This is a genomic window from Staphylococcus sp. 231237_7MaSpsaltlick (assembly GCF_043107035.1).
The window spans coordinates 139,754-164,457 of sequence record NZ_JBICNX010000009.1 but is presented as its reverse complement, the minus strand read 5'-3'; the positions used below and the strand labels follow the sequence as shown (position 1 = coordinate 164,457).

General features: G+C 33.1%; 20 protein-coding genes and 1 pseudogene. 4 read left to right on the top strand and 17 right to left on the bottom strand.

The features are described from left to right. Position 1: 1 nt before the first annotated feature. From fmt to ACF91D_RS18100, 4 genes are all read right to left on the bottom strand, one after another. Positions 2-934, bottom strand: a complete 933-nt coding sequence (fmt, locus tag ACF91D_RS18115; RefSeq protein WP_327620704.1) for a methionyl-tRNA formyltransferase — start codon at positions 932-934, stop codon at positions 2-4. After that, on the bottom strand, positions 927-1,415 hold the full coding sequence (locus tag ACF91D_RS18110) for a peptide deformylase (protein WP_039066810.1): 489 nt from the start codon (positions 1,413-1,415) through the stop codon (positions 927-929). Before ACF91D_RS18110 ends, fmt begins: the two co-directional genes overlap by 8 nt. Before the next feature lie 253 nt (positions 1,416-1,668). Continuing rightward, positions 1,669-2,358 carry a GNAT family N-acetyltransferase gene (locus ACF91D_RS18105; RefSeq protein ID WP_101050783.1) on the bottom strand — a complete coding sequence of 230 codons (690 nt, stop codon included), beginning with the start codon at positions 2,356-2,358 and terminating at the stop codon, positions 1,669-1,671. 78 nt (positions 2,359-2,436) lie between these two features. Further along, positions 2,437-2,634: a hypothetical protein gene (locus tag ACF91D_RS18100; protein WP_039066813.1), complete on the bottom strand. Its 198-nt coding sequence runs from the start codon at positions 2,632-2,634 to the stop codon at positions 2,437-2,439. Between the two features lie 876 nt (positions 2,635-3,510). Here ACF91D_RS18100 and ACF91D_RS18095 point away from each other — a divergent pair. Beyond that, positions 3,511-4,410: an ABC transporter substrate-binding protein gene (locus ACF91D_RS18095; protein WP_208181568.1), complete on the top strand. Its 900-nt coding sequence runs from the start codon at positions 3,511-3,513 to the stop codon at positions 4,408-4,410. 1,295 nt (positions 4,411-5,705) lie between these two features. Here ACF91D_RS18095 and priA read toward each other — a convergent pair. The 4 genes from priA to gmk all read right to left on the bottom strand — a co-directional run bounded on the left by priA (position 5,706) and on the right by gmk (position 10,596). Next, positions 5,706-8,114, bottom strand: coding sequence for a primosomal protein N' (gene priA, locus ACF91D_RS18090; protein WP_101050785.1), 2,409 nt, complete (start codon positions 8,112-8,114; stop codon positions 5,706-5,708). 1 nt (position 8,115) lies between these two features. Next, on the bottom strand, positions 8,116-9,324 hold the full coding sequence (gene coaBC, locus ACF91D_RS18085; protein WP_039066820.1) for a bifunctional phosphopantothenoylcysteine decarboxylase/phosphopantothenate--cysteine ligase CoaBC: 1,209 nt from the start codon (positions 9,322-9,324) through the stop codon (positions 8,116-8,118). A 436-nt stretch (positions 9,325-9,760) separates the two neighbouring features. Then, on the bottom strand, positions 9,761-9,973 hold the full coding sequence (gene rpoZ / locus ACF91D_RS18080) for a DNA-directed RNA polymerase subunit omega (protein WP_029377521.1): 213 nt from the start codon (positions 9,971-9,973) through the stop codon (positions 9,761-9,763). Beyond that, positions 9,973-10,596, bottom strand: coding sequence for a guanylate kinase (gmk, locus tag ACF91D_RS18075; RefSeq protein WP_017724241.1), 624 nt, complete (start codon positions 10,594-10,596; stop codon positions 9,973-9,975). The genes rpoZ and gmk overlap by 1 nt, the downstream gene beginning before the upstream one ends. Positions 10,597-10,755: 159 nt before the next feature. Here gmk and ACF91D_RS18070 point away from each other — a divergent pair, with 159 nt between their 5' ends. Next, complete coding sequence (locus tag ACF91D_RS18070) at positions 10,756-12,453, top strand: Rqc2 family fibronectin-binding protein (protein ID WP_039066822.1); 1,698 nt, start codon at positions 10,756-10,758, stop codon at positions 12,451-12,453. Between the two features lie 327 nt (positions 12,454-12,780). Beyond that, a pseudogene (locus tag ACF91D_RS18065) lies at positions 12,781-13,075 on the top strand (IS5/IS1182 family transposase); the annotation flags it as partial. Between the two features lie 27 nt (positions 13,076-13,102). Here ACF91D_RS18065 and ACF91D_RS18060 read toward each other — a convergent pair. After that, complete coding sequence (locus ACF91D_RS18060; RefSeq protein ID WP_017724238.1) at positions 13,103-13,510, bottom strand: VOC family protein; 408 nt, start codon at positions 13,508-13,510, stop codon at positions 13,103-13,105. 148 nt (positions 13,511-13,658) lie between these two features. After that, the gene (locus ACF91D_RS18055) at positions 13,659-14,513 is read right to left on the bottom strand and encodes a YitT family protein (protein ID WP_039066824.1); all 855 of its coding nucleotides are present in this window, start codon (positions 14,511-14,513) and stop codon (positions 13,659-13,661) included. 835 nt (positions 14,514-15,348) lie between these two features. Between ACF91D_RS18055 and ACF91D_RS18050 the strand changes: the two genes are divergently transcribed. Next, positions 15,349-16,248 carry an Mph(C) family macrolide 2'-phosphotransferase gene (locus tag ACF91D_RS18050; protein WP_327620639.1) on the top strand — a complete coding sequence of 300 codons (900 nt, stop codon included), beginning with the start codon at positions 15,349-15,351 and terminating at the stop codon, positions 16,246-16,248. A gap of 399 nt (positions 16,249-16,647) precedes the next feature. Here the strand turns inward: ACF91D_RS18050 and ACF91D_RS18045 are convergent, their stop codons facing one another. The 7 genes from ACF91D_RS18045 to ACF91D_RS18015 all read right to left on the bottom strand — a co-directional run bounded on the left by ACF91D_RS18045 (position 16,648) and on the right by ACF91D_RS18015 (position 24,701). Next, on the bottom strand, positions 16,648-16,830 hold the full coding sequence (locus ACF91D_RS18045) for a hypothetical protein (protein ID WP_039066827.1): 183 nt from the start codon (positions 16,828-16,830) through the stop codon (positions 16,648-16,650). Positions 16,831-16,852: 22 nt separating this feature from the next. Beyond that, positions 16,853-17,464, bottom strand: coding sequence for an orotate phosphoribosyltransferase (gene pyrE, locus ACF91D_RS18040; RefSeq protein WP_039066829.1), 612 nt, complete (start codon positions 17,462-17,464; stop codon positions 16,853-16,855). Beyond that, entirely contained in the window at positions 17,465-18,157 is a 693-nt protein-coding gene (gene pyrF, locus ACF91D_RS18035) for an orotidine-5'-phosphate decarboxylase (RefSeq protein WP_208181574.1), read from the bottom strand. Positions 18,158-18,261: 104 nt separating this feature from the next. Continuing rightward, entirely contained in the window at positions 18,262-21,435 is a 3,174-nt protein-coding gene (gene carB / locus ACF91D_RS18030) for a carbamoyl-phosphate synthase large subunit (RefSeq protein ID WP_327620640.1), read from the bottom strand. Continuing rightward, a complete protein-coding gene (locus tag ACF91D_RS18025) occupies positions 21,428-22,528 on the bottom strand; it encodes a carbamoyl phosphate synthase small subunit (RefSeq protein WP_392437490.1) in 1,101 nt (366 codons plus the stop codon). The genes carB and ACF91D_RS18025 overlap by 8 nt, the downstream gene beginning before the upstream one ends. After that, the gene (locus ACF91D_RS18020) at positions 22,528-23,802 is read right to left on the bottom strand and encodes a dihydroorotase (RefSeq protein ID WP_039066836.1); all 1,275 of its coding nucleotides are present in this window, start codon (positions 23,800-23,802) and stop codon (positions 22,528-22,530) included. Before ACF91D_RS18020 ends, ACF91D_RS18025 begins: the two co-directional genes overlap by 1 nt. Then, entirely contained in the window at positions 23,799-24,701 is a 903-nt protein-coding gene (locus tag ACF91D_RS18015) for an aspartate carbamoyltransferase catalytic subunit (protein ID WP_069792867.1), read from the bottom strand. The genes ACF91D_RS18020 and ACF91D_RS18015 overlap by 4 nt, the downstream gene beginning before the upstream one ends. Positions 24,702-24,704: the final 3 nt, after the last annotated feature.

Here is a 24,704-nt window from a genome sequence, read left to right as displayed (position 1 = left end):
GTCATGATAGTACCTTCCCAACAAGCGCAGTTTGTACTCCGCTTAAATAGTTTGCAGTTAACATACGTTTTTTACCTGCAACTTGTATATCTGTTAATGCAATAGCATCATCAGAACCTGTAGCAACAATAATTGCTTTTTTCGTTGTTTCTATAATTGTTCCAGGTTCACCTGTTTTACCTTGCTCAATTCGACTAGCATATACTTTTAAGTTACCATCGTCCATTTTTGTATATGCGACTGGCCAGGGTGAAAGACCTCTTATATGATTGTATATTGCTTCGGCTGATTGCGACCAATCTATTTTTTCTTGATCACGACTAATGTTTGATGCAAATGTTGCTTCGGCTTCATTTTGTTCTATACGTTGATTTGTACCATTTATTATTGAAGGTAACGTCTCTTTTAATAAGTCTGCACCTAAGAAACTTAATTTATCATGCATTGATTCAACATTATCTTGATCTTCTATTGCAATTGCACGCTGAGAGATAATATCTCCTGCATCTAATTTTTTAACCATATACATAATAGAAATCCCTGTTTCTTTCTGACCATCTATAATCGCTTGGTGTATTGGTGCTCCACCTCTGTATTTCGGCAATAATGACGCATGTACATTGATTGCGCCTAATTTAGGAGCATTTAATAATGATTCTGGTAAAATTTGTCCGAAAGCTGCGGTGACAATTAAATCTGCATCTAATGAAATAAGTTTCTCTAAATCTTCTGATTGAGCTAATTTTTCTGGTTGGTATACTGGTAAGCCATGTTTCACTGCCACTTCTTTAACTGGCGGTGGTGTTAATGTTCTCTTTCTACCTACTGGTCTATCTGGTTGTGTTACAACAGCAATCACATTATGTTCAGCAATTAACATTTCTAATACTTTTGTTGAAAAATCAGGTGTTCCCATAAAGATAATTTTACTCATTGTCAAAATACGCCTCCATCTCAGCTTCGTCTAAAATACGCTCTGCACGTTCTGTAAATAATATGCCATTAAAATGATCAATCATATGTAAAATCATTCTAGCAATATCATCATATGCTGTCATTTCTACTTCATTACCATGTTTATCATTACTTTTAACCACAATCATTTTACTTCTAGTTACTTCACCGAATACATTTGGCACACTAATGGAACCTTCTAAATCTGTCACTTTTTCATCAGATTCATTGACTAATTGAGGATTAATCAGTTGTAACAAACCGTCTATTTCCATATCTATAATAGCTACTTTTTGTTCAATACCTATTTGCGGCGCACAAATTGCAGATGCTTCAACATCATACATCGTATCTTCTAAATCTAATAATAGTTGCTCTAATCGTTTATCAAATTGAGTTACGCTTGGTATCGTCTTTTTAAGTATTGGGTGTTTGCTTGTTACAAGCTGCTTAATTGTCATAATTATATCTCCTCATAAAAATTCATCATATCATTATAACTTATTTTAATAGAAATTGCATCATACATTCAAATTTAAGATTATAGTATATCTCATATATATGTATTGGTTTATCCCTTTCCAATGCGCGCATTAAGTTATTTTGTTACTATTATTTTCAATATAAAAAAATGATTTTATCACAATTTGATAAAATCATCTCTTAAAAACTGATTCATTTTCATATTATCTTTATATATATTAAAGATTAATATTAGATAGACAAACGATAAATTTGATTACCAAATTCATCAAAATTCTTTTCATCTAGCCATTTTTCATATTGTTGTTTAAACTTCGGCCATTCGCTATCAATGATGGACAACCAACAAGTGTCTCGATTGCGTCCTTTATAAACTTTATGATTTCGAAAGATACCTTCATATTTAAAACCTAAACGTTTTGCAGCTTTGATAGAAGGTTCATTATGTGCGTCGCATTTCCATTCATATCTTCTATAGCCTAACGTTTCGAAGATATAATTAGCCAATAAAAATTGAACTTCAGTCGCGATACGTGTTCGTTTTAAAATATTGGCATAATGAATATGCCCAACTTCAATGGAACCATTTGACTGATCAATTCTAAGCAAAGCAACCATACCCATTGCTTGTTCTGTTTGGCTATCAACAATCGCAAAAAAATATGGATCTTTGGATTCAACTTTTCTATTTAAGTATACTTTAAACGCTTCTATATCTTGAGGTTGTTCATCAGGTAAATAAGTCCAATTAGGCAAATCCTCAACTGTTCCAAAATGGGCATATAAGCCTTCGCTATGTTTTGGTTTCAACTTTTCTAAGCGACAATATCGACCTTCTATTAATGTTACATTCGGTAAATTGGGCGCTCGAAAATCTTCTAGTTTATCACCAATAGGTTGATTAAATTCGTTGTATTTCATAAGCATTTACCCCTTTGATTTAGTATATTCTCAAATAGTTATGTATACTAATATCCTATTTAGAACTACTCATATTGTTTATTTAAACATTTCCTCTGAAGTTGTATTAAAAAATTCTGCTAATATTTGCGCGTCTTGATGATTTAATTTCACTTTTTTCTCTTCTATTAATTCAATCATTTCTGGACTAAGTGACGTATTATATAAAGATGTAATGCGATTTGATAATTCTACTATGCTTAAGCCAACCGCTTCTCTATTACTAAGCAAACTCATAGGCACAACTCCTTAATCATCAATTTTAAAAAGCAACTTCAACACCGGATAATAAACTTTATTTCATTTTATGCTACAAGCTTATTTCAAATTGTCAGCAATTTAAGTAGGACTCCTTACTCCTTAATATACCTTCATTCAATATTAAATGCAAAGTTAAATTTGATTATTTTTTTGTAAATATTATTAAATTATATATTTCTTACGTTTTTATAAGTATTTTAATATTATAGTTTGAGTTATACAAAAACGAGTGGCATAAGTTTATTTTGTCCTAATTAGCTACTCGTTCAATTGATTATTTCATATAAACATTAGATGATTATTCTGATTTTCATAAAATTAAATCGTCTGAGATTATCTAGTCTATTTTATATAACCTGCCTTTTTTGCCCTTATAAGCGCCCGCCTATTCATCTGAACGAGTACTTAATTTCACTTAAAATTTTTCGTTTTTATTATTACATTGGTTATTAGATTAAAATGTAGCCACTAGTATATTCAGATAAATTGGAACAATAAAACTTTTATCTATAATTGTGAAACTTTGCGTAACTTTTCGTTTTTCTGTTTATCTAAAATATGTAACTTCGATATTAGATTTTGGCGCCTAATAGAGAACCCTATACTTATTATAACCTGTTCTATCTAAAGTTTATTCAACGTATTTAATAAATTCCATTTTATTAATCATCTGATTAAGTTTCAAAAATTATATCGATTAGGTCTTTGTAACAAATAAATTAAGTATAAAGATGTAAACATTTATGATGAAAAAATAAATTTTAATTATTTCTTTTATATCTTCACATTTTTTATTGATAATCAATATCAATTAGTTCATAATTAATTTAAATAATTATAAGGAATGATTTAATGAAAAAAATACTTTTTTTAATATTTTCTTTACTATTAATCTCAGTTGCTTGCGATCAGGAAAATAAAGAAAATAAAGAAACCAAAACGTTTCAAACTAAATCTGGAGAAAAAATTAAAATACCTAAAAACCCAAAAAGAATTGTAGTCCTAACTTCAAATTACGGTAACTTTAAAGATTTAGGCAATAAACCTGTCGGAGTTAATGCAGACTTTCCAAAATCAAAATATATAAATGAAAAAGGTGCTAAACGTGTAGGTTCAGAAGATGTAGAAAGCGTTGCAAAATTAAAACCCGATTTAATTATAACTTATGATGTTAATTCAAAAATTAAAAAATATCAAAAAATAGCGCCAACAATTCCTATAAAGTATAATGATTATTCATACAAAGAAATGCATCTTGCAATTGGAAAAATTTTAAATAAAGAACAGAAAGCTAAAAACCAAATTAAAGATTTAGAAAATCAATTACACCAAGATGGTCAAGATATAAAAAAGAACATTGGTAAAAATAAAACATTCACCGTAATGGAAATACAACCAAAGCAACTTTCAATATTTGGCGAAAATTTCGGTAGAGGGACCCCCATTATATATCAAGAATATAAGTTTTCATTTCCTAAAAATGCAAAAGAACAGTTATCTGAAAATGGTTTTAAAAAAATAGCATATGAAAAATATAATAACTACGCAGCTGATTACGTACTAATTCCAACAAAAGATGGCAAACCTATAAAAGACAGTTTCACTAATTCGTCACTTTGGAAAAATCAATCAGCATATAAGAATGAAAATATCTACTATTATCCTAAAAATGAAGCGACATATTCAAATCCATCTTCATTGAAAAAATTATCAACTCATTTCAAAAATATTCTAATAAGAAAGTCTACCTAAAATAGACGATTTCAAAACTTAGACAAACCCTACGCTTAATTTGGACTGACCCCAAATAGGGGGAATGAAATAAAAGGCTGTACACTTTTAACGGTTGGTGAGTAAAATCATCAATCGTTATTTTTTATATTTGAATACAAAAAAGCACAAATTAGCACGGTATCCATGTAAATTTTTGCTAAATCCTCTATATCTCATTCATCTTATACTACGATGTAATTTTACATCGATTTTATGTAATAAATAATTATTAGGAACCAATTCATAGATAGGGGTTATTTCATATTGCTTTCTTTTATCAATTGATTTATTCAACATAATAAACATCACCACTGTTTAAATTATATATTATACTATTTACATATAAAATTAGCAGTGATTTGAGCCGACTCCTGTGGGAAGAGTACTTGCCCAAGACTACAGGCTAAGGCAGTGCTCGCGAAAAGCTTGTACAAAAAACTGCCAACAAAGTCAGATACTTTGTCGACAGTAAAAACGCAACTCCTAAACAGTGTTGCGTGTAGTTGTATTACCATAAAAAAATATATTAAATGCTTTTTATTTTTTAAACTTTAATTAACATTTTTAAACCTATGTATGTACCTACGCACAACTCTTACTATCATAGAAATAGTTGGAAAAACCATGGCTAACAATATCCAATAATAAATATCAACAAAGGTATTTTCCCATTCTAAAGGGATTAAGATACCACATATTAAATATAGTATCAAAATAACAAAATTTATTAAAACACATAATAGTAAATGACTGAACTTCGAGACACCTTTATAATTAAAAGTGTTTTTCCAATATCTTAAATACATTTTTTCTCCTTTATATTAAATAAATTCTATAGTTATTTAATTAAAAACCACTCTAAACACAAGTGTGGACTTAGAAAGTATGTCTGGATGTACGCCTTATGGACATGTATTAGACCTATTCTATCTAACAGCACCCTAAGGTATACCACATAATATTATTATATTAGATATACTTAGTAAACTATAATTAATATAAAAAAGTTACGTCACATACTTTCAGACATACACATACTGATTTGTTAGAAGAAATGGAAGTTTTGTTAAAAGCTATTATGAAAAAAGTGGGACATATAATCGAAAAACTACTACCACTATATACACCCCTACAACAGAAAAATAGACAAACAGTCAACCGAGAAATTAGAAATATCCCAAGTTGAACTACCTGCCCTTTTTCTGCCCTTAATTAAGTTTCAGTAACCTCATAAAGCTTTAAAAACACTACTATTAAGCACGTATACTACCAATTTACATCATCATTTGGGGGTTTATGTCTATCTTTAAAGATAATTTTTCTTTTAAGTATTGATCATGATAATAATCGTCTAAGTATTTTAGTGCCTCATGTAATGCGGGTTCACTTTTATATTTCACTAAAATTTGAAAACGGTATTCATTGTTAATACGAGATAAAGCTGCCGGCGATGGACCGAGTACTAATGCTTTATCCGTTAAATGTTGTAACAAAATTTTATGAATATGTTTCGATGCTTCCATAACTTTTTTCATTTCTTTATGTGCAACCGTAAAGTTAATTAAAAAGAAATAGGGTGGATATTTCCCCATTTTACGGTAATTCATTTCCTTATTAAAAAAGGCTGTATAATCGTTAGCTTGAACATCTTTAATAGCATAATGTTCTGGATTATATGTCTGGATGATAACTTGCCCTTCTTTTTCATGTCTACCAGCTCGACCAGAAACTTGGGTTAATAATTGATACGTTCTTTCACTAGCTCTAAAATCCGGAAGATTTAACATGGTATCAGCATTTAAAACGCCCACTAATGTAATATTTGGAAAATCTAAACCTTTAGCAATCATTTGAGTACCAAGCAAAATATCTCCTTTACCTGCTCCAAAATCATCTAAAAGTTTTTCATGTGCGCCTTTTCTTGTAGTTGTATCCACATCCATACGTATAATACGGGCTTCTTGGAAGGCTTCTTGTAATAACTCTTCAACTCGTTGGGTGCCTGTACCCACTTGTCTAATATGCTCACTTTCACAGTTCGGACATTTATTGGGTGGAACTTCTTGATGTCCACAATAATGACATTTAAGTTGATCTGTCGATTTATGATAGGTAAGTGAAATATCACAGTTTGGACATTGTGGCACATGACCACAATCCCTACATAACATAAATGAAGCATATCCCCTTCGATTTAGGAATAGTACGATTTGTTCGTTTCTATCTAATCTTTGTTGTATAGATTTGCGTAATTGCTCAGAAAACATCGAACGATTACCTGAACTAAGTTCAGTTCTCATATCTACTATTTCAATTTCTGGCAATGCTTGCTGATTGACCCTATTTGGTAATGACAACAATTCATAAACGCCTTTTTCTGCTCGTGCATAAGTTTCAAGACTTGGTGTTGCACTCCCTAAAATCAAAGGACATTTATGATACTGACTTCGCCATTGGGCTATATCTCTGGCATGGTACCTAGGATAATCTTCTTGTTTATATGAAGACTCATGTTCTTCATCAATTATAATCATCCCTAAATTTTTAAACGGAGCGAAAACACTTGATCGCGCTCCTACACTTACGCTCGCTTTACCATCCCTAATTTTCTGCCATTCGTCATAGCGTTCACCCTTGGACAGACCAGAATGCAATACTGCTACTTCATCGCCGAATCTCCTTTTAAACCTTAAAACCATTTGAGGGGTCAAAGCAATTTCTGGTACTAACATCATTGCTTGTCTTCCTAATTTCAATACTTCTTCAATCGTTTGTAAATAAACTTCTGTCTTACCAGACCCAGTGACACCATGAAGCAAATAAGTTCGTTGTTGACGTGCTCGAATATTTTCTAGTATAGAGTCATATGCCGCTTGTTGATCATCAGTAAGTTGTTGTTTTTGATCTTGTTCAAAAACACGTGTTTCAAAGGGGTCACGTTCAACAATAGCATCATACTTTTCTACAAAACCTTTACGCATTAAAGTATCAATACTTGATTTAGAAAAGCCCATTTCTTCTAAATCTTTTAATAGTACCGTATGATGACGCTCGTCTAATAAATAAGCATAGAGCTCGTACTGTTTTTTTGATTTTTCCAAAGAACCTAAGACGCTATCATAGTCGAAACCCTCTATAATGCTTACAGCACGTTGTTTCTTTTTACTAACATTTTGAGATAAAAGTGTCATTTCAGATACTATACCTTGCTTTAACAATGGTACTATTTGGCCTAAGTCATCATTATATTGAGCCTCTTTATATAGATATTGACCTTCTTTGTCAAACTTAACTTTAAGAGCTTCTGGAACTGCGTCTACATCTTCAATTAAAAAAACTTTTGTATATTTCGCCTTAATAGCGCTTGGCAACATTACTTCTAACATTGAAATTCGTTTTGTAACGAAGTAATTATTATACCACTCAGTTAATTGGATAAGCTCTTCTGTTAATTCTGGTTTGATATCTTGAATCTCTTTAATTTCCTTTAATTTTGCGGTATCTATATTGCCATCGGGTTTATCCGTGACTTTCATAACATAACCTTGAATGGTTCTCGGCCCAAATGGAACAATAACTCGCATACCTACTTGAATCATTGATTGTAGTCTTAGAGGAATTATATAGTCAAATGTAAAATCAACGCTCTTTGAAGGTATATCAACAATTACCTTAGCTATCATATTATTGCCACCTTGTTTCTAAACTATTCAGTATATGCTCCGCTAATTCGACCTTTTTATGTTTTCCTAACGCTTCTGTATCACCAGTTTTATAGTACATTGTGTAGTCATTATCATCTGAACTAAACCCAATCGTTCTGTCCCCTACATTATTTGCAATTACTACATCAGCATTTTTATTTTTTAGTTTCTTTTGAGCATATTCTGCTATATTTTGTGTTTCTGCTGCAAATCCCACTAAAAATTGATGTGTTTTGTGCTCACCTAAATACTTTAAGATATCAGGCGTACGTTTAAATGAAACTGACAATGTGCCTTCTTGTTTTTTCAGTTTATGTTCAAGTGTATCTACAGGTGCATAGTCTGATACTGCTGCTGCTTTAAACACAATATCTTGATTTTCAAAACGGGTTTTAACTGCATGAAACATATCTTCCGCACTTTGAATTTGGACTACTTCTACATTAGCTGGTGGTGTTAAATGAGTTGGCCCTGTAACGAGTGTAACTATAGCGCCACGTTTTGTTAGTGATTCTGCTAAAGCATAACCGATTTTACCTGAAGCACGATTAGATAAATAGCGCACGGGATCTAATTCTTCGACAGTAGGACCAGCAGTAACAAGTGCACGTTTTCCTTCAAAATGACTATTTTTATAAATCGCGTTTTGAGTCGTTTCATTAAAATATTGATTCAATCGTTCTACAATTTGTAAAGGTTCTTCCATTCTACCTTTTGCTACATAGCCACATGCCAAAAAGCCTTCGCCGGGTTCAAGAAAATAATATCCATCTGAACTCAAAGTAGCTAAATTTTGTTGTGTTCTAGGATTTTCATACATATGCACATTCATAGCAGGTGCAATGAACTTTGGTGTTTCAGTAGCTAACAATGTAGAGGTTACCATGTCATCAGCAATGCCATTAGCTAATTTTGCAATTGTATTTGCAGTAGCTGGAGCAACAACAATGGCATCCGCCCAATCGCCTAGCGCAACATGTTGTATTTCTTCTGGATTCTGCTCTTTAAAAGTACTTGTGTAAACTGGATTTCTACCAATTGCTTGAAAAGCTAGTGGCGTAACAAATTCTTGAGCATGATCAGTAAGCATTACTCTTACATCATAATTTGCTTGTGTTAATTTACTAGTTAAATCGATCGCTTTATATGCCGCAATACCACCTGTAACAGCGAGTAATATTCGTTTCATATTATTGTCATTCTCCTTCAAATGAATTAAATAAGACTTTTCAAGTCAACATTTTATGTGAAAGCCCAAATTTAAATTTAATGTTTAAGCTTTTAAGAATACTTTAATTACTCATCATTATACACAAATTAGTAACTAAATTAAAAAAGGGCGAGACGGAAACCTTATTTTCTATAATTATTTCATTGTCCCACTCCGAAAAAGGATAACTCGTAGTTAAAAGTTTTAGCTAAATTATTCCTCAGTCTAAGTTTCACTGATTCAACAAGTAGATTACATACACTAAATCTTTAGCGTAAGCGTGGTGCTCTTTATTTAGAATATAGAACTTTATCGTTAAAGAGCCCGAGACATTTGTTTATGTCTCAGGCTCACTTTAAAAATTCCATTTTCAAAACGCATATGTTCTATACTTGTATTTCAAGTTCATTATTTTTTAGAAAGATTTTAAAAATAGTTCGTCAGGAAAAACTTCACCGTCAGCAATTTCTTCTAAGGCTTTACCCACAGGTTTTTTTGAAATATATTTATTTAACAATGCAGTTTCAGGCTTTTCATCCAATTCACGTGCACGTTTTGCAGCAGTAGTTGCTACTAAGTATTTTGAGTTTATTTTATCTGTTAATTGGTTTAATGGTGGTTGTAACATTATTTTTTTGCCTCCAGTATCATTTTTCTATATTTTGCTTCAATACGTTCCCTCTTCAAGTGTTCAGCTTCTACTATTGATTGAATACGTTGTTTCGCTAAGTCTACTTCATCATTAACAACAACATAGTCATACAAATTCATCATTTCAACTTCTCGACGCGCTTCATGCACTCGGCTTTGAATCTTCTCACTGGATTCTGTTCCACGACCCACAAGTCGTTCACGCAAATGATCTAAACTTGGTGGCGCAAGAAAAATAAATAGTGCATCTGGGAATTTTTTGCGCACTTGTTTAGCACCTTCTACTTCAATTTCTAAAAACACATCATTACCTTGATCCATTGTGTCTTTAACATATTGTACAGGTGTACCATAATAATTCCCCACAAACTCAGCATATTCTATAAATTGATCTTGTTTAATCAATTCTTCAAATTCTGATTTTGCTTTGAAGAAATAATCAACACCATCGACTTCACCTTCACGCTTGTCACGTGTTGTCATCGAAATAGAATACTTATAAGATGTGGACGGGTCATCAAATATTTTTTTTCTAACTGTACCTTTTCCAACGCCAGAAGGTCCAGATAGTACAATCAACAAACCTTTCTCATTTTCCATGACTTACTACCTCTCTAAACTGTTCTACTATTATTAGACAATGATACCACAATCTCTAATTAGTTGTATAGCATAGCAAAGGACAAACTTTGACCATGAAGATTTCTTATTGCCATGTTACAATATGATGAATGACTAAAAATAAGGTGGCTGATAGTAATGGCATATGATGGTTTATTCACTAGAAAAATAGTGGAATCTCTTCAATTTCTAGTAGATGGAAGAATTCATAAAATAAATCAACCCGAAAACGACACGATGTTAGTCGTTATCCGACAAAATCGTAAAAATCATCAGCTTCTACTTTCTATCCATCCTAGTTTTACTAGAATGCATTTAACAAATAAAAAATATGATAATCCATTTGACCCACCAATGTTTGCCCGTGTTTTTCGTAAACACATCGAAGGTGGTATTGTTAAAGCAGTAAGACAAATTGGTAATGATAGACGTGTAGAAATAGATGTTCAAAGTAAGGACGAAATCGGTGATACGATTTACCGTACAATCATTTTAGAAATTATGGGCAAACACAGTAATTTAATATTAGTAGATGACAATCGTAAAATTATTGAAGGGTTTAAGCATTTAACACCAAACACTAATCAATATCGTACAGTTATGCCCGGCTTTCAATATGAAGCACCTCCAACTCAAAATAAAATTAATCCTTTTGAAATTTCTGGAGTCGAAGCGTTAAAATATATCGATTTTAATAGCGGAAAAATTGCACGACAATTACTCAATCATTTCGAAGGTTTTAGTCCTCTCATTACAAATGAGATTGCAAACCGTAGACAATTTATGACGACACAAACTTTACCGGAAGCTTTTGATGAAGTACTCGAGGAAATTCAAGGTGAGCCCACGCCTGTTTTCCATAAAAATCATGAATCTGGAAAAGAAGATTTCTATTTCATGAAATTAGACCAGTTCTATGATGACGTAGTACTTTACGACTCACTTCATGATTTATTAGATCGTTATTATGATGCGCGTGGAGAAAGAGAACGTGTTAAACAGCGTGCCAACGACTTAGTAAAATTTGTTCAACAACAACTTCACAAGTCACAAAACAAATTAAGTAAGTTAATAGACGAACTTGAAGGTACCAAAGAAAAAGAACAACAACAATTATTTGGTGAACTTATAACTGCTAATATCTATCGTATTAAGCAAGGTGATGAATCGCTTACTGCGCTTAATTATTATAATGGCGAAGAAGTGACGATACCACTTAATCCAACAAAATCACCTGCTGTTAATGCACAAAATTATTATAAAAAGTATAATAAATTAAAAACGCGTGAACATGAATTACAACATCAAATTCAATTAACTAAAGAAAACATTGACTACTTTGAAAGTATCGAGCAACAACTTACACATATTTCTGTCGATGAAATTGATGATATTCGTGACGAGTTAGCTGATCAAGGGTTTATGAAGCAGCGTAAACAAAGCAAGAAGAAAAAGAAACAGACGATGCAAATCCAAGCATATACATCTACAGATGGCGATACAATCTTGGTTGGTAAAAACAATAAGCAAAACGATTATTTAACTAATAAACAAGCTAAAAAACATCATCTTTGGTTCCATACTAAAGATATCCCTGGTTCACACGTTGTCATTCTAAGCGATGAGCCAAGTGAAGAAACAATTAAAGAAGCTGCAATGTTATCAGCATATTTTTCAAAAGCTGGTAGTTCTGCACAGGTGCCAGTTGATTACACTGAAATCAAACATGTTCACAAACCCTCAGGGGCTAAACCTGGTTTCGTAACATACGACAATCAAAAAACACTTTATGCTACTCCAGACTATGATTACATTCAACAATTAAAAGTCAAATAGCATAATGAGGCTGGGACATAAATCTCCATTCTTAAAATAAAGGACTAATCCGTTTTTAAAAAAAACGAATTAGCCCCAGACTGTCGACAAAGTCTACGACTTTGTTGGCAGTTTTTTTGTGCACGCTTTCCGCGGGCACTGCCTTAGCCTGTAGTCTTCGGCTAGCGCTCTTCCCGCAGGAGTCGGCCCAAATCACTGCCAATATTATCCAAAAATATTATAATATATATAAATTAAACAGTGGTGGCATTTATTATGTTGAATAAATCAATTGATAAAGACTGCTAAGCTAAATTAACGAGGTACCTTTTATATAAAGATTATAATATGCTTCAACTTACACTACCAATGGAAACTTCAGTTCTTACTCCCACAAATGATATGTCATAACATGTTAATGAAATAGTTGAAACAATCCCTGAAAACGAATTCAAATATCATCGCGATGCTACATCATATCATCCGAATGATGTGGCTATCACAAAATCAAACACCTTCTTATAAGACTATTAATCGTTTTATAATAAATCCTAAAGTAGATGTCCTATTAAAATCTTTTTCCATTCAATTTCACAGTCAATGTCTGAAACAAAATCTTATAGATGATAAGACTATTTTTATAAAATCATTTATTCACTTCTGTTTATGATTATTTGCTTTCTGGCAGTGCCAATTGGAAATTCACACCAAATTTGTCTTGTATCCACGCAAATTCTCTAAATGGCGGCATTTCTGTTTTAGGCATTAAAATTGCACCGCCACTTTTCAATTTATTAAATAATCTTTCCATTTCAATTGGGTTATCAACAGTTACATATAAAGACATTGCTGGATTCATTTCAATATCTACACCATTCATGTTGTCAATTGCCATAAATACTTGATCTTTCAACCTAAAAATTGCATGTTGCACTGCCCCAGTTGGCTCATTATCACTTTCACTATAACGGACCAATGCTAATATTTCAGCATCTTCAAAAGTATTTACATATAAATTTATTGCTTCTTCTGCGTTACCGTTAAACATTAAAAATGTCGTAATTTTTGGTATTGCCATTATTTTACCTCCTAAATGCTTCTTATCATTAGCATAAAGGATATTTCATAAAAAATCGACAAAGCAATATAGAAATCAAAAAATCAAACATTATTTCACTCTAATATAAGTAAAATAATATGATAAGATATCTAAAAATTAATAATATTTAAGATAAATTGATGAAGCCATTTCCTAGCACATCTCGTACATCATGAATGACTAAAAAGGCATTTTCATCTTCTTCATTCACCAATTTCTTCACTCTTGTTACTTGTGATTGAGGAACAACGACATATAACATACTCGTTTCATGCTTACCATAGCCACCTTTACCATTCAATAAAGTTGATCCTCTACCCGTAAAACTATTAATTCTATCACTAATAATTTCATTTTTACTAGAAATAACAGTAACTGCTTTTTTAGGATTGAACCCTTCAATGATAAATGAGGTTGCTCTCTCTGTAACAAATAGCATTATTATAGTAAATAACACATTGGTAAGCGGTAATACAAAAAGAAAAGATAAGACAACTAGGCCATCTAATACGAAAATAGCTTGTGCCGTTTTTATATCAAAATATTTATTTAACATCTTTGCAATAACAGATGTTCCGCCAATGACACCGCCTGCAGCAATAACTAGTCCAATACCAACACCGACTAAAACACCACCGAATGTTGCATTTATAACAAAATTATCTATGCCTGTATTAAAAGTTTTTGTTAAATCTAAAAAAATAGAGATGGCTGTATTCGCTATAAATGTATAAATTGCAGTACGTGTACTTAAAAATTTCCAACCAACAATGATAACGATTGTGTTAATAATCAATGATGTTAGTGCAGGTGACCATCCAAATGCATATTTTAATGCTAACGATATACCGACTGTTCCACCATCACCTAAATTAGATCCTAATATAAAACAGTTTACGGCTAGCGCACTTACAAAAGCCCCTAATATACATATAATGATATTTTTTGTATGGTCTTTCAACAACTGTTCTACCATTTTCATATAAGTCCCCCTCTTTTTAAAATAACTTTTCATAAATAACAAAATGCTTTATAAATTAATTTAAAATTATTGTGCATCAATCTTCAAAAGTTATCATTTATATTGTAAGGCCAAATGTACCACAACCAATAAAGCCATACTACCTTTAATCGCACGCAACTTTTATAATATAATTTAAAGCGTTACATCTTAATGACTATTATTGTTATACTTTATTTATGACCATAATGCTTTTACTTTTTACGTTTCACAGTTAAAATATAAATAAAATTACTGGAGGTATTTCATGTCTTATTATATTATTCCATTACTTATAGCTGCCTTAGTAATATTGGTGTGCTATATTATTATTAAAATAATGATACGTTAGTTTTAAAATTAAAATATGATCTTTAAATTGTTCATCTATTTTAACAATATAAATAAACACCTCCGTTTAAACATACGGAGAGTTCAGAATACAGATAAACTCTATGCATTAATTTGTATAGGGTTTATTTATGATATAACTTAATAGCTATACCTTAGTTTATGTGGAATAATTTTTTAAAGTATTATAATAAAATAAATAGCAATTTATCACGTTTTTATAAAGTCTGCGATAATAAGATTCTTCATCAAAACTATGTTCAATGAATTTAATGTCTTTAATAGAAAAACAATGCTTATATAATACTCAGAAAGTACAATCATTTATAATATTAGAACATAAATAATTTCATACTTTTATATACCAAACTTGTGTAGTCAGTTATCGTTTGCAGATTACGTTAATTTATATCAAGATAAAAATACGTTTATAAGGAAAATATAATAAAAATAAGGAGCCAATAAAATGACTCAACATAATGAAATAATTAAACTTGCAGAAAAACATCAATTACACATCCAACCTCGAACAATTTCATTGAATGAATCGGGTCTTGATTTCCAAGTTGCATTTGGAAAAGATGAACATGACATAGAATGGGTTTTAAGGCTACCGAGAAGACCTGACGTTTATAAACAAACAAAACCCGAAAAACAAACGGTAGACTTTTTACAGAATAATGTTTCATTTGAAATTCCGAAGTGGAAAGTACATGCAAAAGATCTTATTGCTTACCCAAAACTTACAGGCAACCCTGCAGCCACAATAGATCCAGAAATACAAGCTTATGTCTGGAAAATTGAACACAAACCAGTACCAGAAAACTTTATTAATACATTAGCCGAAACACTCGTAGATTTACACAATATACCAGAAGAAAACATTACCGCAGAGCATATAAAAATTAAAACTATACAAGAAATAAAAGATGACTTTCAAAGAAGAATGAATAAAGTTAAAGAAACATATGGCGTAGCATATGAATTATGGGACAGATGGAAACAATGGTTAGAAAACGACGAACTATGGCCTCGACATGCGACCATGATACATGGAGACTTACATCCAGGACATATAATGGTTGATAACCAAGCAAACGTCACAGGTCTTATAGACTGGACTGAAGCAACTCACTCCGATCCATCAATGGACTTTATGGGACACCATCGTGTATTCGGGGAAGAAGGATTAGATCAACTTATAACTGCATACAGTAAGGCTGGTGGTGAAATATGGCCACGAATGAAAGAGCATATCATAGAATTTAATGCAGTATTTCCAATGTTTATTGCTGAATTTGCTATGAAATCAGGAGAATCAGCATTTGAGAAAATAGCATTGAAAGAGTTAGGTATGGAAGAATAGGAGTTTTAAAATAACGCATATAATTTTATTGAAGGTTCAATAATAGATTGAATTAGCTGTATCAAAGTTGTAACAGTAATGTACACGACGATTATCAAAAATACCTTTCATATAAAAAATACTAGCCGAAGACTAGAGGTTAAGCCTGAAGAAAACGTGTACAAAAACTGTCGACAGTTTGAATCCTCAATCCAGTTAAAATGGAAGATTTTTCCATGTAATATTTAGTTATTACTATTTAAGATAGAACTATTATTATTGTTTGTCGTGTATAAACAATAATGAGACAGAAATTTAACTATTAAAAATTAAATTTCTGTCTCATTATTTTTATTCTAAATTCTCAAATATGATGTTAAACAACATTAAAGCTATATAGAAGTCACATTAAGTTCGTTATTATATGTGTCCTTTTTGTTTAATAGTTGATTTAGATTTTTTATAAATATTTTCTTCAGCTGTTTGCATTGAACCGATTTTGTCATATACTGCATTATCTTGATGTCTATAATCTTGCTCTTTTTTTAAAAATTTGTTTAAGTGTGCGAAATGATTATAAGCTTCTTTCGGGTCATTTGTCATAACATCCCCTCCACTTAGTATATTATGATAAGTTGTCTCTCCAATCAACTAATCTACTAATATCATTGTCAGAAATTTCTCCATTTTCTTTCGCGACTTCTATAAGTTCATTATAATCGCTCAAAGTGTAAAATGGTACTCCAACGTTTTGAAATTCTTCATCAGCTTTTTTCAAGCCATAAGTAAATATAGCAACCACACCAATAACCTCTGCGCCTGCTTCTCTAAGTGCATTGACCGCTGTAATTGATGAACCACCAGTAGAAATTAAATCTTCTATAACTACAACTTTTTTACCGTCGCTTAATGCACCTTCAATTTGATTTTGCTTACCATGGCTTTTACTTTTTGAACGCACATAATTCATAGGTAAGTTAAGTACTTCAGATACATAAGCTGCATGTGGGATGCCTGCAGTTGCTGTACCAGATAGGACTTCGACATTTTCAAAATTTGTTTTAATCAATTCGCTTAAACCATCTCTAATGTCGCGTCGCACATCTGGATAACCCAGCGTTACACGATTATCACAATAGATAGGAGATTTAATCCCTGAACTCCACGTAAATGGATCATTTGGAGATAATGAAACTGCTTTAATATCTAATAATGATTTTGCAATTGCTTTTGCCATTTAACTCAACCAACTTTCTTTAATTTTATGGTAACTTTCGACTGGATTACTATTTTTAGTAATCGGACGACCTACGACGATGTGTGTCGCCCCCATTTTTTTAGCATCTTCAGGTGTCGTCACTCTTTGTTGATCATCTTTCGTTGAATCTAATGGTCTAATACCTGGTGTTACTTTTAAAAATGCTTCTCCTAATTCACTTTTAAGCAATTCAGCTTCAAGTGGTGAACAAACTACACCATCCAAACCAGCTGATTGTGCCAACTGCGCATAGTTAAGTACAGCATCTTCAATCGAACTTTGAATATTTTGTTCATTTCTCAACATTGCTTCCGTTGTAGACGTCAGTTGTGTTACTGCTATGAGTTTAATGTTAGGGTTATGCTTTTTAAGTCCTGCTAAAGCACTGTTCATCATTTCAGTTCCGCCAGCAGCATGTACATTTACTAAATCAACATTCAATTTACTTAACCCTTCCATCGCTTTTCCCACAGTATTTGGAATATCATGTAATTTTAAGTCTAGAAAAATATCATGACCGCGTTCTTTAATCGATGATATCAATTGTGGTCCAGTTTGATAAAAAAGTTCCATTCCAACTTTTACAAATAATGGTTCTTGAAATCGATCTAAGAATGCATCTACCGCTTCCACAGAATCAAAATCTAATGCAATAATAGGTAAGTTTCTCATTTAATTTACACCCCAACACTTTAAATTTCTTTATTTACTTAATTAAAAGGTAAAATAGTATTTGGATAAAATACTGTTTTACCTTAGTTTATTTTAATAACGTATTACATGTTTTTCATTGTAAAAGTCATACTTTCAAGCACACTTGTTAGTGCGTCTACTGTATCTAACGATGTTAGACAAGGCACACCATTTTCAACAGATGCACGTCTGATTTGGAAGCCATCACGTTCAACTTCTTTTCCTTTTGTCATTGTATTAACGACGATTTGAACTTCACCATTTTGAATGCGAGTTAATAGATCATCTTCGCCACCAATTTTGCCTACGACTTCTGAAGGAATTTCATTTTCAGCTAATTTCTGGGCAGTACCTTCTGTCGCTAAAATTTTATAGCCGACTTCGTTTAAGCGATGTGCGATAGATACAATTTCATCTTTATCTTTATCACTTACTGTCATCAAGACTGTCCCGTGGTCACTGACTTCCATACCACTTGCAGTTAATCCTTTGTATAGCGCTTTTTCCATTGTAGAATCTTTGCCCATCACTTCACCTGTAGATTTCATTTCAGGCCCAAGCGTAATATCTACATTTTTCAATTTATTAAAACTAAAGACCGGTGCTTTAACAAACACACCATTTGCATACGGTTGAATACCCGCTTCATAACCTAAATTAGCAAGTTTTTCTCCCATTATGGCACGCATTGCCAATTGTGCCATTTGAATATCAGTAATCTTACTTAAGAATGGCACCGTACGACTGGCACGTGGATTTACTTCCAAAACATACACGCCGTCGTGTGCGATAACAAATTGAATATTAATTAATCCAACTATGTTTAAGCCTTTTGCTAATTTAATAGTGAAATCTTCTAATGTGTCTATTTCTTCTTGTGTCAATGTCTGGGGTGGATAAACTGCAATAGAGTCACCTGAATGAACGCCCGCTCTTTCTATATGTTCCATGATACCTGGAATAATTACAGTCTCTCCATCACATATAGCATCAACTTCAATTTCTTTCCCCGTTAAGTACCTATCTACTAATACAGGGTGGTCTGGACTAGCTTTAACAGCTTGATTCATGTAGTCTTCTAATTCTGCATCACTATTAACAATCTCCATCGCTCTTCCACCTAATACGTAAGATGGTCTTACAACGACTGGATAACCGATGTTTCTTGCATTTTCTAGTGCTTCTTGAGGTGATGTAGCCGTCTTACCATTTGGTTGTGGCACACCAATTTTATGCAATAATGCTTCGAATTCTTTACGGTCTTCTGCTCTATTTAAATCTTCTAATGATGTTCCTAGAATTTGAACGTCATGTTTTGCAAGTTTATCAGCCAAGTTAATCGCTGTTTGCCCACCAAATTGAACGACTACACCTTTAGGTTGTTCTAAATCAATGATATTCATGACATCTTCTTCAGTTAGTGGTTCAAAGTATAATTTATCTGATATTGAAAAGTCAGTTGATACTGTTTCTGGATTATTGTTTACAATAATTGCTTCATAACCAGCTTGTTGAATTGCCCACACAGCGTGCACTGTTGCATAGTCAAATTCAACGCCTTGACCAATACGTATTGGACCTGATCCTAGCACTAGAATCTTTTCTTTCTCTGTAACGATAGATTCATTTTCGTATTCATATGTCCCATAATAATATGGTGTTGCTGACTCAAATTCTGCAGCACATGTATCTACCATTTTATACACTGGTGTTATACCATTTGCTATTCTTAAATCGTGAACTTCAGTTTCTGTCATATCGAAGCGGTGCGCGATGACACGGTCACTAAAGCCATAATTTTTAGCGAATTTCAGGTAATTAACATCCCCTTTATTAGCTTTTAAATCATGCTCAATATTAATAATATGTTGGAATTTATTTAAGAAGAAATAATCTATTTTTGTCATTTCATGAATTTCTTCTAATGTAGTACCTCTGCGGATTGCTTCTCCTATAAAGAATAGACGTTCATCATCTTGGTCTTTGATACGTGATTTAATATAATCTAAATCAAATGTCTCGCCGTTTGGTAAGCCTAAATGATGGACACCGTATTCTAAAGAGCGAATTGCTTTAAGTAAGGACTCTTCATATGTTCTGCCAATTGCCATTACTTCGCCTGTGGCCTTCATTTGCGTACCTAGAACACGTTCACCTTTTTCAAATTTATCAAATGGAAAACGTGGAATTTTAGAAATCACGTAATCTAATGTTGGTTCAAAGGCTGCGTATGATGTTTCAGTAATTGGATTTAACATTTCATCTAATGTCAATCCTACTGCAATTTTGGCAGCTAGTTTTGCAATTGGGTAACCTGTTGCTTTAGACGCTAACGCTGACGAACGAGATACACGAGGATTCACCTCGATGATATAGTAATCCATAGAATGTGGGTCTAGTGCAAGTTGTACGTTACAACCACCTTCAATGCCTAATGCGCGTATCACTTTTAACGACACATCACGTAACATTTGATATTCTACATCTGATAACGTTTGACTAGGTGCTACTACGATTGAGTCACCTGTATGTATACCCACAGGGTCAATATTCTCCATATTACAGACAACGATAGCATTGTCATTTTTATCACGCATAACTTCATATTCAATTTCTTTATAGCCAGCGATTGATTTTTCAATTAAACACTGTGTGGCTGGACTATAATGTAAGCCATTACCTACTATTTCTTTAAATTCTTCGTCGTTATAACAAATGCCGCCGCCAGTACCACCCATTGTAAATGCTGGTCTTACGATTAACGGATAACCAACTTCTTCTTTAAATTCAAATGCTTGTTCAACTGTATTGACGATATCACTTTCAGGAACTGGTACATTTAGTTCATTCATTAATGTTCTAAATAATTCTCTGTCTTCTGCTTGTTGAATAGATTTCAATTCTGTACCTAATAGCTGCACATTATTAGCTTCTAATTCACCACTATCATGTAATTGAATTGCCATATTTAATCCTGTTTGACCGCCTAATGTAGGCAAGAGTGCATCTGGTTGCTCTTTTCGGATAATACGTGCAATAAAATCATGCGTTAACGGTTCAATATATACTTTATCGGCAATTTCAGTGTCCGTCATGATTGTAGCTGGGTTTGAGTTAACTAATATAACACGGTAGCCCTCTTCTTTTAATGCCAAACATGCTTGAGTACCTGCATAATCGAACTCTGCAGCTTGACCGATAATAATTGGTCCTGATCCTATAACTAAAATCGTTTCTATATCTTGACGTTTAGCCATTGATTGTACGCTCCTTTGTTTTATATTCGTTCATCATATCGATAAATTCATCGAATAAATAATTAGAATCTGATGGTCCCGGACATGCTTCAGGATGATACTGTACTGAAAAGGCTGGTAGTGTTTTATGTCGTAAGCCCTCAACTGTGCCATCATTAATAGCAATATGTGTAATTTCTAAGTCTGTATTTATTAAAGAATCTTTATCGATCGCATAACCATGGTTTTGACTTGTCAATGCAATTTTGCCAGTTTTTAAATCTTTGACTGGGTGGTTAGCGCCTCTATGGCCAAACTTCATTTTGAAAGAAGTTGCTCCTTGAGCCAGTGCAAATAATTGGTGCCCTAGACAAATACCGAAAAACGGAACCTGTCCTAAGATGCCTTGAATCATCTCCACTGCTGTTTCAACTGCTTCAGGGTCGCCGGGGCCATTTGATAACATCACACCATCTGGTGACATTCTAATAATTTCTTCTGCAGTAGTGTCGTATGGTACCACCGTTACATTACAACCACGTGCGTTAAGTTCTCTTACAATATTTTGTTTTTTACCAAAATCAACCAAGACAACATTCAAGCCATAACCAGTAGATACATAAGGAGATTTTGTAGATACCGTTGTCACTTCATTACGCGGTAATTCTTTTGCTTTTAATTGTGTCACTATTTGCTCAATCTCGGCTTTATTATCTGTAAAAGCTGCTTTTAGCACACCATGTTTTCTAATTTTCCGTGTAATACTTCGTGTATCAACGCCTGAAATGCCTGGTATATCATACTCTACAAGTACTTCGTCAAATGTTTTTTGTTTTCTAAAATTACTTGGTTGGCTGCTGATTTCTTTAACTACAACACCATTTAAAGTAGGAACGAGTGATTCAAAATCGTCTCTATTTATACCGTAATTCCCTATTAAAGGATAAGTAAATGTAATAATTTGGCCAGTGTATGAAGGGTCTGAAATCGTTTCTTGATAACCCGTCATTGCCGTATTAAAGACAATTTCACCTAGTGTTAAATTATCGGAGCCTATTGGATATCCTTCATAATATGAACCATCTTCTAAAACAAGATAACGTTGTTTTAACATTATTTTTCCTCCTTAAATTTAACTTCACCTTCAACCATTGTTAATACTGGTGTTCCATAAACGCTATACCCTATAAATGGAGTATTACGCCCTTTAGACGCAAAGTCATCTGCATTGATTTCAGTTTCTTTGTCTAAATTGATAACTGCTAAATCTGCTAATCCACCTTCTTCTAATTTTCCGTATGGTAAATCAAATGTCTGAGCCGGTTTAATTGTTAAATAATCAACTAATTGTTGTAATGTCCACTCACCATTTTTAACAAAGTGTGTATAAAGTAATGGGAAAGCTGTTTCACTACCTACGATACCAAATGGTGCTTTAGTCATTGGTTGATCCTTTTCTTCTGCTGCATGTGGAGCATGGTCTGTCGCGATACAATCAATTGTTCCGTCTAGTAATCCTTCAAGCAATGCATCTCTATCCTCTTTACTTCTTAAAGGAGGATTCATTTTATAAATCGCATCATCTCCAGGAACATCGTCTTCAGTCAATAATAAGTGATGTGGGGTAACTTCAGCAGTTACATGTATGCCTGCTTTTTTAGCATCGCGTATCGCTCTAACACTTTCCTTAGTAGATACATGGCACACATGGTAATGCGCGCCTGCTGCTTCTGCTAATAACACATCTCTAGCAATTTGTACTGCTTCACAAATATTTGGAATACCTGGTATACCTAAAGATTTGCTGCGTTCTCCTTCGTGCATGGCACCGCCATAAATCAAGCTGTTATCTTCACAATGTGCTACGACAGCCTTATTAACTTTTGCAGCTTCTTGCATAGCTTCGTACATCATGTTTGCTTGTTGTACGCCTACACCGTCATCTGTAAAAGCAAAAGCGCCATTTTGTGCAAGCGTAGAAAAATCAACATGTTCCTTACCTGCTTGTCTAACCGTTATAGCGGCATATGGTAAAACTCTAACTTGCGCGTTTTCAGCGATCAAGCGATTTAAGTGGTTAAGATTTTCTTCAGAATCTGGTACAGGACGAGTGTTTGGCATAGGACAAACTGTAGTGAAACCACCTCGAGCTGCGGCTTTAGTCCCTGTTTCAATTGTTTCCTTATGTTCGCCGCCTGGTTCGCGTAAATGAACATGAACATCGACTAATCCTGGTGAAACAAATTGTCCTTTGACGTCGATTTCTTCTGTGTCTGCATCAACATCTATTTGAGGTGCGATTTTCTTAATATGTTTTCCCTCTATTAAAATTGATACTTTTGTTAGCTCACCGTTTTGTAAAATTTGCGCATTTGTTAATAATTTCATTTTGCTGTTGCCCCTTCCATTTGTAAGATGTAGTCAATAATTGCCATGCGAATATACATACCATTTTCCATTTGTTTAAAAATACGAGACTTAGGTGCTTCAACAAGTGTATCTTCTATTTCTACGCCTCGATTAACCGGTGCGGGATGCATAATAATCGCCCGATCATTTAGCTTGTTATATCGTTGTTGTGTAAGTCCAAACTGTTCATGGTATTGCGTTGTTTCAAAACTAGCTATTTCACTATCGCCATGTCTCTCGTGTTGTACCCTAAGTAGCATCACAATGTCTATTGAATCAATCACTTCATCTATTTCTACATACGGTGCTTCTAATGTTTCATCTTTCCATGACTCTGGACTTGAAAACATCACATTGGCACCTAAGGCACTTAAACTTTGAAAGTTACTTTTGGCTACACGTGAATTTTTAATATCTCCACAAATTAAAATATTTAAGTTCTCAAATGTTTTGTATTCTTCGTAGATTGTCATAATATCTAATAAACTTTGAGTGGGATGTTGTCCACTTCCGTCACCAGCGTTGATAATGGGAATATTTAGATTCTCTAACTCATCATAATAATTTGTTTGAGGATGTCGAATTACTAACACATCTGCACCTACTTGTTCTAAAGTCTTACAAGTATCATATAGTGATTCACCTTTTTGAACAGAAGATGTATCTGTTTCAAAATCAATTAATTTCAAACCTAATTTTTGTTCGGCTACTAAAAAGCTACTTTTTGTGCGTGTGGAATTTTCAAAGAATAAATTTGCTACGAATTTATCATCAAAACAACATGGCTTTGCATCACCATTTTTAAAAGCGCTCGCGCGTTGTACCAATTCATAAATTTCAGTCGTATTTAAGTGTTCCATTGTTAGTAAATTATCCATATG